Genomic DNA, 16,644 nt, shown 5'->3' on the forward strand with positions numbered 1-16,644 from the left:
CATGGCTACATCTAACAATCGCCTGTTTCGCCTCTACCAGCGCATCGTCAGCAGTATCGCCTTCTACCCCGCGCTGATCACGCTCGGCCTGGTACTGCTCTGCGTCATCAGCATCTGGCTGGAGATGACCTACCTGCAGGTCTACAAGGAGGACATCAAACTTGGCCTGGTCAACAACGCCGAAAATGCCCGCCTAATCCTCGGCACCCTGGTTGGCGGCATCGTCTCGCTGATGGTGTTCAGTTTCAGCATGGTGATGGTGGTGCTCAACTCGGCGTCCTCGACACTCTCGCCGCGCGTCATCCCGAGCCTGATCAGCAGCCGCAACCACCAGTTCATCCTCGGAATCTATCTGGGCACCATCATCGACTCGCTGCTGCTGATCCTGACTATTCAGGAAGGCGACGACATAAACATCCCGAGCCTCGGCATCTTTCTCGCGCTGGGGCTGGGGATCGTCAGCCTGTGCCTGTTCATTACTTTCATACGCGGTATCTCGCAATCGATTCAGGTCGATTACATCCTCAATAGCCTGTTCAAGAAGACCCTGAAGGAACTGCAGGTGCAGCAAGGCAAGTTCGGTCAGTTCAGCGAACGCCAACAGTGGCCGGATGATCAGGGCTGGCCGGTTACCCGCTCGACCCGTGCTGGCTACTTCAAGGCCTTCAACAGTGAGGCGGCCAAGGCGCTGCTGCAGAAGCACGACCTGCGCATGACCATTGAGGTGCACAACGGCTTTTTCGTGATGCCTGGCCACCCACTGTTCAGGCTTAGCCGCCAGGTCGATGAGGAAGTGACCGAGACGCTACTCGATGCCTTCGACTTCTATGTCGAGGAGTACGCGAATCAGCATTATTTCTTTGGTTTCAAGCAGATATCCGAGATCGCCAGCAAGGCACTAAGCCCAGGCATCAATGACCCGGGCACGGCGATAAAGGCGATCGACATGCTTGGCGTGCTGTTCGCCGAGCGCCTGAAGCTGCCGGATTTCGACGTTGCCAGCGAGCCGGACGAACCGCCGCGGCTATACATTCGCGAGCTGGAGCTGCAACAGATGCTCCTGGCCGTACTGGGGCCGCCACGGCACTATGGCGGCGGCGATACCCAGGTCGTGCTCAGCCTGTTGCAGTGCTTCAAGAACCTCTTGTTCTTCGATCCTGAGCCCGAAACCGAAGCCGTTCTGCTGGCGCATGCGCAGGCAGTGCTCGACAAGGCGAAGGAAAGCATCGCCCTGCGGCCGGACCGCGAGGCAATAGACGCTGCCGTGCAGCAGCTCAACGAGGCCATCAGCCACAACGCTCCGCTGGAAAGTCCGATGTGCGCGGAATCCTGAACGGGAAAAACTGCCCAAGCAACCGGCGGCAGAGCCCAGCGGAGCACATCGTCCGCACATAATGTTTCACGGTGGCCCGCGAACAAGCAGGTTGCCATCACCGTATTAGTTGCCTAGGGTTGTTCGACATGAAGTCCTTGATTGCCCCCATCAGTTCGTTGCTGGGCGGAGTAGCTTTGCTGCTGCTCGGCCACGGGCTGCTCAACACACTCCTGACTCTGCGCGGCGTTGCCGAAGGCTACTCCACCGGCATGATCGGTCTGCTGATGTCCGGCTATTTTGCCGGCTTCCTGATCGGCACCTGGCTGGCGCCCTCGCTGATCCGCCGCATCGGCCACATCCGCACCTTCGCCTTCTATGCCGCGCTGGCGGCGGTAGCCGTACTGGTGCACGTGCTGATCGTCAACCCCTGGGTGTGGCTGGTGCTGCGGGTGCTCTACGGGGTGTCGCTGGTCACGCTGTACATGGTCATAGAAAGCTGGCTGAACGCGCAGGTCAGCGGCGAGAAGCGCGGCCAGGTGTTCGCCCTGTACATGGCGGTCAACCTCGGCGCGCTGGCGGCTGCCCAACAGCTGTTGAGCCTCGACACACCGATGAATTTCACGCTGTTCGCGCTGGCTGCCATCCTCATCAGTAGCGCGCTAATGCCGATCACCCTGACCCGCCAGGCGCAACCCGCGCTGCCGGACATGCCAGCCACCGACTTGCTGCAACTGGCGCGCATCGCCCCGCTGCCGTTGATGGCGGCCGGTATTTCCGGGCTTACGCTGGGCGGTTTCTGGGGCCTGGCGCCGGTATATGCGAGCCAGGTCGGTTTCGATGCCGCTGGTGTCGGCCTGCTGATGAGCATCACGATTCTCGGCGGCGCGGTGCTGCAATGGCCGATCGGGCTGTTCTCGGACAAGCATGACCGGCGCGTCGTGCTGCTCTGGGTGGTAGCGATCGCCGCGGTCCTGGCGCTGGTGATCACACCGATCCTGTCCGGCTCGCTGCTGCTGGGGCTGATGTTTCTCTGGGGCGGGCTGGCATTTTCGATCTATTCGATCGCCGTTGCGCAGATGGTCGATCAGTTGCACCCGGACGAAATTCTTTCGGGTTCCAGCGGCCTGTTGCTGGCCAACGGCTTCGGTGCGGCGTTCGGCCCGGTGGTCGCCGGTGGTCTGATGCACCTGTTCGGCCACATCGCCCTGCCACTGTTCTTCGCCGTGTCGCTGGGCATCCTCGCGATCTACTCGTTCTGGCGCCCGCGTCGCGTAGTGGATCTGGTCACCGAGCCGCACGGTCATTTCACACCCATGCTGCGTACCAGCCATACCGTGCTGGAGCTGATGCCCGACACCCCGGAAGTCGAAGCTGATGCTGCGCCGGCCAACGAGGCGGAAATGGTCGACGAGCATCCGGTCGCGCAGGACGAGCCGATGCCACCACGGACCGGCACCCTGTAGCCGGCTGCTCCGCGGGCGGCGTGGCGACACACACCGATCAGAAGTCGACCTTCCCCCGCCCTGCCTTGATCGCGCCGCGCTTGGTTTTGCCTTCGAGCCGGCGCTTCTTCGAGCCGAGCGTCGGCTTGGTCGGGCGGCGCGCCTTCTCCACCTTGGCCACGCTGCGAATCAGTTCCGCCAGTCGTTCCAGCGCATCGAGGCGGTTCTGCTCCTGGGTTCGATACCGCTGCGCCTTGATGACGACCACGCCTTCGCTGGTGATCCGGCTGTCGCGCAGGGCCAGCAGCCGCTCCTTGTAGAACGGCGGCAATGACGACGCCTGGATGTCGAAGCGCAAGTGCAACGCGCTGGAAACCTTGTTGACGTTCTGCCCGCCCGCACCCTGGGCGCGGATGGCAGTCAGTTCGATCTCGGCATCCGGCAACTGCACGGCATTGGAAATTTCCAGCATGAAAGCTCGCGGCAGACGATGGGTGTCGGTGATTGTCCTATGACCTGCGCGCCGCCGACACACTTTTTAGAACATTGGCCGTCAGCTGCCGGCACCCGTGCGGCTAAGGTAAACGCCCGCCCCAACGGATCTGAACATGGACTCGATCACCCAGGCTCTACTCGGTGCCAGTGTACAAGGCGCCATGCTCGGTCGCTGGCAGGGTCGCAAGGCGCTCGCTTACGGCGCCGTGCTCGGCACCCTGCCAGACCTCGATGTGGTCATCGACTACGGCGATGCGGTCGCCAACATGACCTATCACCGTGGCTTCAGCCATTCGTTGTTCGTGCTGAGTCTGCTCGCCGTTCTGCTGACCTGGCTGATCAGGCGATTCCGGCCGGACGAGCGATACACCGCTACACGACTGTTCCTCAGCATCTGGTTGGTGCTGATCACTCACGTTCTGCTGGACGCCTTCACCAGCTACGGCACGCAGCTGCTCTGGCCACTGACCACGCCGCCTATCGCCTGGTCCAGCGTGTTCATCATCGACCCGCTGTACAGCGTGCCACTGCTCATTGCGGTGCTGGCGGGTCTGCTGTATGGCCTGCGCGGACGCAGGGCCAGATGGCCCGCCTACGCCCTGGCCATTTCCACCTGTTACCTGGGGTTCACCCTGGCCGGCAAACAGATGGCCGAGCACCGCGTGCAGGCGACCATGGCTAGCCAGGGGATCCAGGCGGAGCAGATGTTCAGCACACCAACACCCTTCAACAGCCTGCTGTGGCGGGTGATTCTGGTGGATGGCGAGCACTATTACGAAGCGCTGGTCAGCTGGTGGGATGCTGCACCACCCAGCCTCGTGCGGCTTCCACGCAACGCGCAGCTGGCCGCGGAGCTCAATGGCTCAGAGCAGCACGAACGCTTGAAATGGTTTACCGGAAACGTGCTGCGCTATGACGTGGATGGCGATCAGCTACTGGTGACCGACCTGCGCCTGGGCATGACCGGCTTTCATCCATTCCGCTTTCCGCTGGCAGAGCGCTCTGCCGAAGGCTGGCAGCTTATTGCGCAACCCGAACGACTGCCGGCCAACCGGGGCGACATGAGCCGCCTGGTCAGCCTGTGGCAGCGCATCTGGCAGCAGGAGCCAGCGCTGCCTCTGGCCGCCTGGGCCGCTGAACTGAACGGCGGTCGCTGAAGAAAGCGGCTCAAGGAGCTTGAGCCGCATACCCCCTACGCGGGTCAGGTGCGGAACTGACGAACCAGTTCCTGCAATTCCAGTCCCAGGCGTGCCAGCTCGGCGCTGGCGCTGGCGGTGTGCTCGGTGGCACTGGCGCTCTGATCACCGATATCCCGCACGCGGGTCACGCTCTCGGAAATGTTCTCGGCCACGGCGCTCTGCTGCTCGGCAGCTGCCGCGATCTGCTGGTTCATCTGCTCGATGGTCGACACCGACTCCGTGATCCGGCCAAGCGCGACGCCGGCCTCGTTGGCCAGATCTACGGTCCGTTGAGTCAGGTCACGGCTGCTCTGCATCTGCTCCACCGCCTGCTGCGCAACCCGCTGTAGGTTGGCGATAAGCCCCTCGATCTCCTCGGTGGAATCATGGGTACGCCGCGCCAGGGCACGAACCTCGTCAGCCACCACGGCGAAGCCGCGGCCCTGCTCGCCGGCACGGGCCGCTTCGATGGCCGCATTGAGTGCCAACAGATTGGTTTGCTCGGCAACCGCTCGAATCACCTCGAGCACGCTGCCGATGCGTCCACTTTCGGCGTGCAACGCTTCGATCGCATGCGCCGACTGATTCACCTCGCCGGCCAGGTTGCCGATCTGTCCTACGGCATCCTGCACCACCAGATCGCCCTGCCGCGCCTGCTGATCCGCCTGGCGCGCGGCAATGGAAGCCTGCTCGGCATTGCGTGCAACCTCCTGCACCGTCGCAGCCATCTCGTGCATCGCGGTGGCCACCTGCTCGGTCTCGACGCGCTGAGTCTGTACGCCGGCGCTGGTTTGCGCGGTCACCGCCGAAAGCTGATCGGCGGCTGCGGCGATCTGGCTGACGCTGCCACCGATACGACCGATCAGGTTGCGCAGGCTTTCGGTCATGTCGTGCATGGCGTTCTGCAGTTGCCCGGCCTCGTCACGACGCGAGCTTGCCGCGGAGTACGTCAGATCACCGCTGGCGACCCGCTGGGCCTGCTGGACGGTGCTGCGAAGCGGGCCGACGATCATTCGCGAGATCACCGTGGCGGCCAGCAGGCCGACGAAAATGGCCAGCGCGCCAATTACGCCAAGCAACATGTAGCTGCTGCTCTTCTGTTGCTGCATGGCGCTGCTGGCATTGGCCAAGGCCTCGTCGGCAGCAGCGATCACGACTTCGGACTGCTGGGCCATCGACTGTTCCAGCGCGAGGCGCTCACTACGATTCTGACGAAACTCGTCGAACGCCACCCTGTACTGATCCAGCTCGGCCAGAGCCTTGTCCATGGAAGCCTTCTGGTCATCGTTCAGCCAGATCTTGAGATTGCTGCCGATGGTGGTCACGTTCCCGTGCAAGTCGCTCCAGCTGGTGGCTGCTTCATCCGAGCTGTTGGCAACGTAGACATTCTCCAGGGTACGCATGTCCAGGATCTGCTTGGTCAGGCCCGAAGTCGCCTCGGCGACGGTCAGCGGATCGCTTCCCTTGAGCCGATCTCCCTCCAGCCGCAGCACCCGTACCGCGTCGTACATGTCCAGCTCGATGAATTCGAACTCCTCGCGACTGACCTGAGCGGTCTCCTGCATCCGCGTACGTAGCGCCACGCCGCGCTCGATCAGCTGCATGTAGCGGTCGAACTTTTGCGCGTATTCATCCGCACCCTGGCTGATCCGCGTCAGATAGGCCCGCTCGGCGGCATCGGAGCTGGTGGTCAGGCCGGCGAGCTTCTGATTCAGTTGCTGCAGCGAGCCATGCAAGGCCTCGGCCGAAGACGACTGACGGGTCAGCGCGTAGTCCCGCTCGGCACCACGCGCAGCCAGAATGGAGGCGTTGACGCTGGAAAGCTGCTCGATCTGCCGGGCCCGGCCAAGGATTTCATCGACGGCAACGAACCCGGTACCGGCCACTCCAAGCGTGAGCAGCAGTACCAGGCCGAAACCACCGATGAGCTTTTTGCCGACCGAGAGATTAGTGAGTGAATTCAGCACTGGTTCCATCAGAGAAGTTCCACAAAAGAGGCACGAACGGGAAGTCGGCAGAGATTACAAATAGTTGAGCGTTGCGGCTGGATATTTTTGGCGCCTTAAGACTGACGGTAAGTGCCAACGACCTTCCCCTGTCGCGGCCGACGCTAGGATGTCCACCTATGGGTGCGGATCAGCTGCGGCTTTCAGCCAAGCCCCAGCGGCGAACTCGGTGACCCGCTGCGGGTGAATGACGTGCCTGCGACAGCTAGTGCTGCAGGTGCCCATAGAGCCGAGCGTAAAGCCCACCCTCGGCGATGAGCTGCTGGTGGCCGCCGTCTTCGGCGATGCGGCCACCGTCGAAGACCAGTACACGATCCGCCTGTTTCACCGCCGACAGGCGATGGGCAATGATCAGCGTCGTACGCCCCTGAAGGAAACGATTGAGGCCTTGGTGCAAGGCATACTCCGTCGCCGCATCCAGCGCAGAGGTGGCTTCATCGAGAATCACGACCTTCGGCTCGGCCAGGATCATGCGTGCTACGGCCAGGCGCTGCCGCTGACCGCCGGACAGACGCACGCCGGAACGGCCGACGATGCTGTCCAGACCGTTCGGTAATTGACGAATGGTGTCAGCCAGCTGAGCGATCTCCAGCGCCCGCCAGCAGGCGTCGTCATCTCGCTCGCGGCCCATCATCAGGTTGGCTCGCACGCTGTCGTTGAACAACGCAGGGTGCTGCAGCACCACTGCAACGTTGTCGCGCACAGTGCCCAGCCCGATCTCTTCAAGCGCCACGCCGCCGAACTGGATCTGCCCGGCCTGCGGCTGATAGAGGCCCAGCAGCAGTTGCACCAGGGTGCTCTTGCCGCCACCGCTGGCTCCGACGATTGCGACCTTCTCGCCCGGCGCGATGCTGAGATCAAGCCCTTCCAGAATCGGTTCATCCTGATAGGCAAAGCGCAGACCTCGTACATCGATCGCCACCGTCGTCTGGCCGGCGAAAGGATCGCGTCCTCCGGCGTACTGCGGCTCGTCCGCCCGCGCCAGCAGCTGGTTGATGCGGCCCAGCGCACCGCCAGCTGCGTAGAAGGCGTACTGCAGGCTCAACAGTTGCTCCACCGGACCGATCATGAACCAGAGGTAGCTGAAGACCGCCAGCATCTGGCCGATCGACAGATCGGAAAACAGCACAGTGAGCATTGCCGCGGCGCGAAACACGTCAATGCCGAACTGGAACAGCAGGCCACTGGCACGGTTGGACGCGTCGGTCTTCCACTGCGAAGCAACCGCGTAGTCGCGTACCTCCCGCGCGCGCAAACCCAGGCGACCGAGGAAGAATCCCTGCCGGTTGCCGGCGCGCACTTCCTGGATGGCGTCGAGGGTTTCCGTGAGTGCCTGGGTGAAGCGCGACGTGCTGTCGTTCTCCAGCTTCTTCAGGTGCTTCACGCGCTTGCCCAGCTGCACCGTGGCGTAGATCACCAGCGGATTGAAAAGGAGAATCAACAACGCCAACTGCCAGTGCATCCACACCAGAATGGCCGCCGTGCCGAAAATCGACAGCACGGCCACCAGCAGACGGCTGAGCGTATCGCCGATGAACTTGTCGATGGTCTCCAGATCGGTGACCAGGTGCGCCGCCACCGTGCCGCCGCCGAGGCTTTCGTATTCCGCCAGGGCAATGCGCTTGAGCCGCTCGATCAGCCGCACGCGAATGCGATAAACGATGTCCTTCGAAAGCCGAGCGAACAGGCGCGCCTGCAGCACGTTGAACACCAGCGCAGAAGACCGCAATACCAGGGTCACGCCGAGCATGAGCCCGATATAGCCGACAGCGGTTTCCCAGCTGGCAGGCAGAAAGCGATCCATGATCTGCAGCGCCGAGTCGCCCGCTCCGAGCAGCACCTCGTCGACCAACAGCGGCAGCAGCAACGGAATCGGCACACTGCAGAGCGTCGCTAGCACGGCAACCAGATTCGCCAGGATCAGCGCTTTGCGATGGTGCAATGCGAGCCGGCGTATCTCTGCCCAGCTGAGTTGGTCAGGCATGGGCGTTACGCTCCAGCCAGCGTTCCAGTAGCGGGCTTAGTGCAGACAGCGGTTGATAACCGTTGGTGACCAGCGCCAGTTGCCCTTCGTGCTCGGCCAGCAGTGTGGGGAAGCCGGCAATGCCGAGGTTCTCGACCCAGGTAAAGTCAGACACGGTGGCTGCCTTGGTGGCCGGGTCGTCATAACGCTCGGCGAACTGACTCCGCGAAAGACCTGCGGTCTCGGCCAGGTCCACCAGCACCGCTGGCAGGGTCACATCGAACCCGTGCTGGTAGAACGCCTGCTGAATCGCCAATGACAGCGACCAGACGCGAGATTCATCGAGGCTGCGAGCAGCGACAAGCGCACGGCAAGCGCGCTCCGTGTCGTAGATCAACGCGTCAGGCAAGCCCTTATCCAGATTGAACGACTGACCTGTCGCCGAGTGCACGGCCTGCCAGTAGGACAGCGTGCGCTGCCGCCCTGCCTGATCCATAACGCCCTGCTCGCGACGCAGCCCGCCCACCCTCAGCCCTAGCGATACGCCCTGAGCCGCGGCTTGCTCGGCCAGCGCCGTCATTACCGGCGCGAATCCCCAGCACCAGGAGCACATTGGGTCCATCACATAGATCAGTCGGGCCACTTCGATACTCCAATGGCAGGCTGGCGCAGCAGCCAGTTGGCTCAGCGGTCTAGTTTTCGCGGGTCGCGGCCGATGGGATGCGGCTGATTGCGCTGACGCGCCAGCTCGATCTGTTTCTGCCGTTCGCGAGCGCCGGCGCGCGTCTTCTCACTTAACGTATCCCAGCAATGCGGACAGCTGATACCCGCAGCGTAGTGCTCCGATTGACGATCTTCCACGGATAGCGGTGCGCGGCAGGCATGGCACAGATCGAACTCACCGACGCTGAGGTCATGCCGCACGGTCACGCGGTTATCGAACACGAAGCAGTCGCCTTGCCATCGACTTTGCGTCTCCGGCACCTCCTCCAGATACTTGAGGATGCCGCCCTTGAGGTGATAAACCTCCTCAAAGCCCTCACCAAGCATATAGCTCGACGCCTTCTCGCAGCGAATGCCGCCGGTGCAGAACATTGCGACCTTCTTGTGCTTTGCCGGGTCGTAGTGAGCCTTGATGTAGTCAGGAAAGTCTCGGAACGATTTGGTCTTCGGGTCGACCGCACCTTCGAACGTACCGATTGCCACTTCGTAGTCGTTACGGGTGTCGATCAGCAACACTTCCGGATCGGCGATCAGCGCGTTCCAGTCTTGCGGCTCGACATAGGTTCCAACCTGCCGATTCGGATCGACACCCTCAACGCCGAGCGTGACGATCTCCTTCTTCAGCTTGACCTTGGTGCGATAGAAAGGCTGCTCGTCGCAGTACGATTCCTTGTGGTCGATGTCGGTAAGGCGGTCATCGAGCCGAAACCATTCAAGCAGCGCATTGATGGCCTCGCGGGTACCGGAGACCGTGCCATTGATACCCTCCTCGGCCAACAACAAGGTGCCCTTGATGCCAAGGTGCGTGAGGGTTTCGAGCAGGGGTTCGCGCAGCGCAACGTAATCGGGCAGCGATACGAACTTGTACAGCGCTGCCACAACGATTTTTCGTGTCATGGGTACTTCCGCCAGTGGTCACCCGCGTAAAGGGTGGACCGGATACAAACGAAAGCGCCGGCGTGGGCCGGCGCGGGGAGGAAGTCTAACAAAGAACGGCAAGAATGGTCCCGTGCGAGACGGCGCGCTATTTATGCCCACCAGCACAAACCGGTGATGCCGGGGCCGTGCCTTGTTGCGCCCACTCCTCAGGCGTATAGGTATGCAGCGCAAGGGCATGGATCTGTTGCATCAGTGCCCCCATCGCGGCATAAGCCTTTTGGTGGCGCTTGACCGAATTCAGTCCGGTGAACTGCTCGCTGACGATCACGGCTTTGTAATGTGTTTCCTGCCCGCGACTGTGTGTGTGGCTTTCATCGAGCACTTCAAGGTGCTCGGGCTGCAAGGCTTGCAGGGCGTCTTGGATCAAATCGAGCTTGCGCATAGCAGGGTCTCTTAAGGCTTCTGTTTCTCGAGTTCGGCCGTCATCTCGGACAGCAGGTTATTTACTTCCGGCACCGCGCTTTCCAACTTTACCTGGGTAAGCTGAGCCGAGCGAGCATTGAGCTCCGGCAGCTTGCTGAGCATCTTTTTGCCGAGTGGCGACTCATAAAAATCGATCAGCTGATTCAGTTCCGTTTCGGAGAACTGGCTGGTGTACAAAGCGACCAGATCCGGCTTCAGCTTGTCCCACCCTATAGCCTTGTCCAAAGCAGTATTGGCCTGAGCCTGATAGCGCTCGAGCAGCGCCTTCTTGGTATCTGGCGCCTGCGCTTCGGCAAAACGCTGCGCAAACATCTGCTGCACTTGGGCATAAACAGGTACGGCGAGCCGGTCAGCATTGGCAAGCTGCAGAAAACGTTCTGCACTTCCCGCATGGCTCGCACTATCGGCAAAAGCCGATGAAGTGATACAGATGAACAGCGCTGCAGCGCGCAGGGTCTGGACACGAAAAGTCGACATTGGAAATCCTTGGGCTGGCTATAGGTAGCCCTCAATGGACACATTCTGTGCTCGGAGTTCCAATGCCTCAAGCGGCCGAAGGCAAAGCTACGGAACTGCCGATGCCGCAGGGCAGCCTAACCAGCAATATCGAGCAGGAGCATGGCATGACGCGTATAGAAACCGACAGTCTGGGGCAAGTCGAAGTACCGGAACAGGCTTACTGGGGCGCACAGACGCAGCGATCGCTGAGCAACTTCGCGATTGGTAGCGAGCGAATGCCGATCCAGGTGCTGCATGCGTTAGCGCTGATCAAGAAAGCTGCAGCGCGTGTAAACAGTCGAATTGGTGATCTGCCGCCCGACATCGCGCGCCTGATCGAGCAAGCCGCGGATGAGGTTCTGCATGGTCAGCACGACGACCAGTTTCCGCTGGTCGTCTGGCAAACCGGCAGCGGCACGCAGAGCAATATGAACATCAACGAGGTGATCGCGGGTCGCGCCAATGAGCTGGCGGGCGGCAACCGAGGCGGCAAGGCGCCAGTCCATCCGAACGATCACGTTAATCGCGCGCAGAGCTCCAACGACTGCTTCCCGACAGCGATGCACATTGCGGCCGCCAAAGCCGTGCACAGCCAACTGCTGCCTGCCATTGCAGAACTGTCCGGTGGATTGGCAGAGCTTGCAGTGCGACACAATAAGCTGATCAAGACCGGACGCACCCATCTGATGGATGCAACTCCGATTACCTTCGGCCAGGAGATGTCGGCGTTCGTCGCGCAGCTCGATATCGCCGAACGCACGATCCGTCAGTGCCTGCCGGCTGTTTATGAACTGGCGCAGGGGGGTACTGCGGTAGGCACCGGTTTGAACTCGCCGCACGGCTTCGCCGAAGCCATCGCAGCGGAGCTGGCCGCTCTCTCGGGCCTCCCCTTCGTCTCTGCCCCAAACAAGTTCGCCGCGCTGGCCGGACATGAGCCGCTGGTCGCGATGTCCGGTGCGCTGAAGACGCTGGCCGTCGCGTTGATGAAGTTGGCCAATGATCTTCGTCTGCTCGGCTCCGGTCCGCGCGGGGGATTCGCTGAGGTGCGATTGCCAGCCAACGAACCAGGTAGTTCGATCATGCCCGGCAAGGTCAATCCAACCCAATGCGAAGCCTTATCAATGCTCGCTTGCCAGGTCATGGGCAATGACATGACGATCAGCTTTGCAGCGAGTCAAGGACATCTGCAATTGAACGTATTCAAGCCGGTGATCATTCATAACCTGCTTCAATCGATCCAACTGCTGTCCGATGGATGCCGCAACTTCAACGCTCATTGCATTTCCGGATTAGAGCCGGACCCGGCGCGTATGGCCGAGCATCTGGAACGCGGGCTTATGCTGGTAACCGCACTGAATCCTCATATCGGCTATGACCGGGCAGCTGAGATCGCCAAGAAGGCCTATGCGCAAGGCACCACATTGCGCGAAGCAGCCATGGAGCTTGGTTACCTTACCAGCGAGGAGTTCGATCAATGGGTTCGGCCAGAGACGATGCTTGAAGCGGGGCAAAGGGAATAACGGTGTAGCGGAAGCGTCTGTCTGCTGTGTGCTCTCATCACGCCTGCCGCCAACTTTAGGTCGCGCTGTACTGGCTGGGGTTGCCTAAGCCCAGCCCAGAGCAATGTATCTAGACGACAGCTGCGGGCGGCTCCAGCTCAAGCATTAGCTAGTGCCGGCCAAGACCCAACGGCTGGCTCTGCTCCAGCACTTCGGGGGTGTTAGGACTGAACGCTACGTGGTTGTCGGGGGCTGGCTTCTTTTAACACTACCCCCAAAGCATCCGACCTGAATGAACTTTATAAGCTTGCAATGCAGCAATGCAATTGAAGGGTTGGTGGAAGGCACTTCCTAGGCACGCGCTAAATGCTCTCCCCATAGTTCAATACCTTTCTCTGTCCCAAAAGCAAACCCCCGACCAGCTTACGCGGGTCGGGGGTTTGGGAAAGGAGCTTGACGATGACCTACTCTCACATGGGGAGACCCCACACTACCATCGGCGATGCGTCGTTTCACTACTGAGTTCGGGAAGGGATCAGGTGGTTCCAACGCTCTATGGTCGTCAAGCAATTCAGTTGCTGCCTCGGGGTTTAGCCGCTGCAGCCAATCGGGTATGTGATGAATTGGTATTGCGTGTTCGTGCAGATTTTCGGTTTGTTTGTCGACTTTCCGTCTAACAGCCAAATTGTTTGGGTGTTATATGGTCAAGCCTCACGGGCAATTAGTATTGGTTAGCTCAACGCCTCACAGCGCTTACACACCCAACCTATCAACGTCGTAGTCTTCGACGGCCCTTCAGGGAGCTCAAGGCTCCAGTGAGATCTCATCTTGAGGCAAGTTTCCCGCTTAGATGCTTTCAGCGGTTATCTCTTCCGAACGTAGCTACCCGGCAATGCCACTGGCGTGACAACCGGAACACCAGAGGTTCGTCCACTCCGGTCCTCTCGTACTAGGAGCAGCCCCTCTCAAATCTCAAACGTCCACGGCAGATAGGGACCGAACTGTCTCACGACGTTCTAAACCCAGCTCGCGTACCACTTTAAATGGCGAACAGCCATACCCTTGGGACCGGCTTCAGCCCCAGGATGTGATGAGCCGACATCGAGGTGCCAAACACCGCCGTCGATATGAACTCTTGGGCGGTATCAGCCTGTTATCCCCGGAGTACCTTTTATCCGTTGAGCGATGGCCCTTCCATACAGAACCACCGGATCACTAAGACCTACTTTCGTACCTGCTCGACGTGTCTGTCTCGCAGTCAAGCGCGCTTTTGCCTTTATACTCTACGACCGATTTCCGACCGGTCTGAGCGCACCTTCGTACTCCTCCGTTACTCTTTAGGAGGAGACCGCCCCAGTCAAACTACCCACCATACACTGTCCTCGATCCGGATAACGGACCAGAGTTAGAACCTCAAAGTTGCCAGGGTGGTATTTCAAGGATGGCTCCACGCGAACTGGCGTCCACGCTTCAAAGCCTCCCACCTATCCTACACAAGCAAATTCAAAGTCCAGTGCAAAGCTATAGTAAAGGTTCACGGGGTCTTTCCGTCTAGCCGCGGATACACTGCATCTTCACAGCGATTTCAATTTCACTGAGTCTCGGGTGGAGACAGCGCCGCCATCGTTACGCCATTCGTGCAGGTCGGAACTTACCCGACAAGGAATTTCGCTACCTTAGGACCGTTATAGTTACGGCCGCCGTTTACCGGGGCTTCGATCAAGAGCTTCGCTTGCGCTAACCCCATCAATTAACCTTCCGGCACCGGGCAGGCGTCACACCCTATACGTCCACTTTCGTGTTTGCAGAGTGCTGTGTTTTTAATAAACAGTCGCAGCGGCCTGGTATCTTCGACCGGCATGGGCTTACGTAGTAAATACTTCACCCTCACCGGCGCACCTTCTCCCGAAGTTACGGTGCCATTTTGCCTAGTTCCTTCACCCGAGTTCTCTCAAGCGCCTTGGTATTCTCTACCCAACCACCTGTGTCGGTTTGGGGTACGGTTCCTAGTTACCTGAAGCTTAGAGGCTTTTCCTGGAAGCATGGCATCAACCACTTCGCTTTCTAAAAGAAAGCTCGTCATCAGCTCTCGGCATTAAGATCCCGGATTTACCTAAGATCTCTGCCTACCACCTTAAACAAGGACAACCAACGCCTTGCTGGCCTAGCCTTCTCCGTCCCCCCATCGCAGTAACTAGAAGTACGGGAATATTAACCCGTTTCCCATCGACTACGCTCTTCAGCCTCGCCTTAGGGACCGACTCACCCTGCGTCGATTAACGTTGCGCAGGAACCCTTGGTCTTTCGGCGTGCGAGTTTTTCACTCGCATTGTCGTTACTCATGTCAGCATTCGCACTTCTGATACCTCCAGCCAGCTTCTCAACTGACCTTCACAGGCTTACAGAACGCTCCTCTACCGCTCAACTTGCGTTGAACCCGTAGCTTCGGTACCTGGTTTGAGCCCCGTTACATCTTCCGCGCAGGCCGACTCGACTAGTGAGCTATTACGCTTTCTTTAAAGGGTGGCTGCTTCTAAGCCAACCTCCTAGCTGTCTAAGCCTTCCCACATCGTTTCCCACTTAACCAGGATTTTGGGACCTTAGCTGACGGTCTGGGTTGTTTCCCTTTTCACGACGGACGTTAGCACCCGCCGTGTGTCTCCCGTGCTGACACTTGCTGGTATTCGGAGTTTGCATCGGTTTGGTAAGTCGGGATGACCCCCTAGCCGAAACAGTGCTCTACCCCCAGCAGTGATACACGAGGCGCTACCTAAATAGCTTTCGAGGAGAACCAGCTATCTCCGAGCTTGATTAGCCTTTCACTCCGATCCACAGGTCATCCGCTAACTTTTCAACGGTAGTCGGTTCGGTCCTCCAGTCAGTGTTACCTAACCTTCAACCTGCCCATGGATAGATCGCCCGGTTTCGGGTCTATTCCCAGCGACTAGACGCCCTATTAAGACTCGCTTTCGCTACGCCTCCCCTATTCGGTTAAGCTCGCCACTGAAAATAAGTCGCTGACCCATTATACAAAAGGTACGCAGTCACCCAACAAAGTAGGCTCCCACTGCTTGTACGCATACGGTTTCAGGTTCTATTTCACTCCCCTCTCCGGGGTTCTTTTCGCCTTTCCCTCACGGTACTGGTTCACTATCGGTCAGTCAGTAGTATTTAGCCTTGGAGGATGGTCCCCCCATATTCAGACAAAGTTTCTCGTGCTCCGTCCTACTCGATTTCACTTCTAAGACCTTTTCGCGTACAGGGCTATCACCCACTATGGCCGCACTTTCCAGAGCGTTCCGCTAAAATCAAAGAAGCTTAAGGGCTAATCCCCGTTCGCTCGCCACTACTAAGGGAATCTCGGTTGATTTCTTTTCCTCAGGGTACTTAGATGTTTCAGTTCCCCTGGTTCGCCTCACACACCTATGTATTCAGTGTGTGATAACCATCTTATGATGGCTGGGTTCCCCCATTCAGACATCTCCGGATCAAAGTCTGTTTGCCGACTCCCCGAAGCTTTTCGCAGGCTACCACGTCTTTCATCGCCTCTGACTGCCAAGGCATCCACCGTATGCGCTTCTTCACTTGACCATATAACCCCAAGCAATCTGGTTACTGTCTATATAACGTGAAGACGACATTCGCCGAAAATTTGCATAGAGAACACGCAAATTTTACCTTGACTTGAATAATCACCAGTGAAAGTGACCACTCAAATCTACTTCTATCACATACCCAAATTTTTAAAGAACAGTTCTGGCGCAAAGACCAGAAATCAATACCCTCACACATCACAGGATATGCAAGCAGCACTCATTTCTGAGCTTTCAGCGATTTTCGAGTTAATGGTGGAGCCAAGCGGGATCGAACCGCTGACCTCCTGCGTGCAAAGCAGGCGCTCTCCCAGCTGAGCTATGGCCCCATCTACAGATCGGCCACATCCCATGACAATTGGTGGGTCTGGGCAGATTCGAACTGCCGACCTCACCCTTATCAGGGGTGCGCTCTAACCAACTGAGCTACAGACCCAATCGTCTCTCTCGGGTCGAAACCCAATCGCTTTTCGCTAGTGAATCAAGCAATTCGTGTGGGAGCTTATGAAGAAGCTGAAGTCTTCGATTAAGGAGGTGATCCAGCCGCAGGTTCCCCTACGGCTACCTTGT

The 16,644-nt window shown here is 59.2% G+C and carries 11 protein-coding genes, 2 tRNA genes and 3 rRNA genes (1 of these 16 running past the window's edge); 4 read left to right on the forward strand and 12 right to left on the reverse strand.

Annotated elements, in window-relative coordinates; genetic code table 11:
• Window position 1: 1 nt before the first annotated feature.
• Together F753_RS46980 and F753_RS46985 are read left to right on the forward strand one after the other, a co-directional pair.
• Complete coding sequence (locus F753_RS46980) at window positions 2–1,333, forward strand: DUF2254 domain-containing protein (RefSeq protein WP_023447007.1); 1,332 nt, start codon at window positions 2–4, stop codon at window positions 1,331–1,333.
• A 128-nt stretch (window positions 1,334–1,461) separates the two neighbouring features.
• Window positions 1,462–2,778: an MFS transporter gene (locus tag F753_RS46985; RefSeq protein ID WP_031298419.1), complete on the forward strand. Its 1,317-nt coding sequence runs from the start codon at window positions 1,462–1,464 to the stop codon at window positions 2,776–2,778.
• Window positions 2,779–2,815: 37 nt separating this feature from the next.
• Here F753_RS46985 and arfB read toward each other — a convergent pair whose 3' ends face one another.
• A complete protein-coding gene (arfB, locus tag F753_RS46990) occupies window positions 2,816–3,229 on the reverse strand; it encodes an alternative ribosome rescue aminoacyl-tRNA hydrolase ArfB (RefSeq protein ID WP_003297653.1) in 414 nt (137 codons plus the stop codon).
• A gap of 136 nt (window positions 3,230–3,365) precedes the next feature.
• Here arfB and F753_RS46995 point away from each other — a divergent pair, with 136 nt between their 5' ends.
• On the forward strand, window positions 3,366–4,409 hold the full coding sequence (locus tag F753_RS46995) for a metal-dependent hydrolase (protein ID WP_023447009.1): 1,044 nt from the start codon (window positions 3,366–3,368) through the stop codon (window positions 4,407–4,409).
• Window positions 4,410–4,453: 44 nt separating this feature from the next.
• On the opposite strand, the gene F753_RS47000 is transcribed toward F753_RS46995, so the two are convergent.
• The 6 genes from F753_RS47000 to F753_RS47025 all read right to left on the reverse strand — a co-directional run bounded on the left by F753_RS47000 (window position 4,454) and on the right by F753_RS47025 (window position 10,961).
• Window positions 4,454–6,406, reverse strand: coding sequence for a methyl-accepting chemotaxis protein (locus F753_RS47000; protein ID WP_023447010.1), 1,953 nt, complete (start codon window positions 6,404–6,406; stop codon window positions 4,454–4,456).
• Between the two features lie 235 nt (window positions 6,407–6,641).
• A complete protein-coding gene (locus tag F753_RS47005; protein WP_023447011.1) occupies window positions 6,642–8,420 on the reverse strand; it encodes an ABC transporter ATP-binding protein in 1,779 nt (592 codons plus the stop codon).
• The gene (locus F753_RS47010; protein WP_280806674.1) at window positions 8,413–9,021 is read right to left on the reverse strand and encodes a DsbA family protein; all 609 of its coding nucleotides are present in this window, start codon (window positions 9,019–9,021) and stop codon (window positions 8,413–8,415) included. Before F753_RS47010 ends, F753_RS47005 begins: the two co-directional genes overlap by 8 nt.
• A 62-nt stretch (window positions 9,022–9,083) precedes the next feature.
• Entirely contained in the window at window positions 9,084–10,019 is a 936-nt protein-coding gene (gene trhO / locus F753_RS47015; protein WP_023447013.1) for an oxygen-dependent tRNA uridine(34) hydroxylase TrhO, read from the reverse strand.
• Window positions 10,020–10,146: 127 nt separating this feature from the next.
• The gene (locus F753_RS49385; protein ID WP_014820626.1) at window positions 10,147–10,443 is read right to left on the reverse strand and encodes a BolA family protein; all 297 of its coding nucleotides are present in this window, start codon (window positions 10,441–10,443) and stop codon (window positions 10,147–10,149) included.
• Between the two features lie 11 nt (window positions 10,444–10,454).
• Window positions 10,455–10,961: a DUF2059 domain-containing protein gene (locus tag F753_RS47025; protein ID WP_023447015.1), complete on the reverse strand. Its 507-nt coding sequence runs from the start codon at window positions 10,959–10,961 to the stop codon at window positions 10,455–10,457.
• 146 nt (window positions 10,962–11,107) lie between these two features.
• Between F753_RS47025 and F753_RS47030 the strand changes: the two genes are divergently transcribed.
• The gene (locus F753_RS47030) at window positions 11,108–12,502 is read left to right on the forward strand and encodes a class II fumarate hydratase (protein WP_031298422.1); all 1,395 of its coding nucleotides are present in this window, start codon (window positions 11,108–11,110) and stop codon (window positions 12,500–12,502) included.
• A gap of 430 nt (window positions 12,503–12,932) precedes the next feature.
• Here F753_RS47030 and rrf read toward each other — a convergent pair.
• The 5 genes from rrf to F753_RS49390 form a co-directional block, all read right to left on the reverse strand.
• Window positions 12,933–13,048 (reverse strand): 5S ribosomal RNA (gene rrf, locus F753_RS47035).
• 133 nt (window positions 13,049–13,181) lie between these two features.
• Window positions 13,182–16,072: ribosomal RNA gene (locus F753_RS47040) — 23S ribosomal RNA — on the reverse strand.
• A gap of 255 nt (window positions 16,073–16,327) precedes the next feature.
• Window positions 16,328–16,403, reverse strand: a tRNA-Ala gene (locus tag F753_RS47045).
• A 30-nt stretch (window positions 16,404–16,433) separates the two neighbouring features.
• A tRNA-Ile gene (locus F753_RS47050) sits at window positions 16,434–16,510 on the reverse strand.
• 91 nt (window positions 16,511–16,601) lie between these two features.
• A 16S ribosomal RNA gene (locus F753_RS49390) occupies window positions 16,602–16,644 on the reverse strand (its annotated part continues 1,033 nt past the right edge of the window); the annotation flags it as partial.

It is taken from the genome of Stutzerimonas chloritidismutans AW-1, assembly GCF_000495915.1.
GTDB classification, from domain to species: Bacteria; Pseudomonadota; Gammaproteobacteria; order Pseudomonadales; family Pseudomonadaceae; genus Stutzerimonas; species Stutzerimonas chloritidismutans.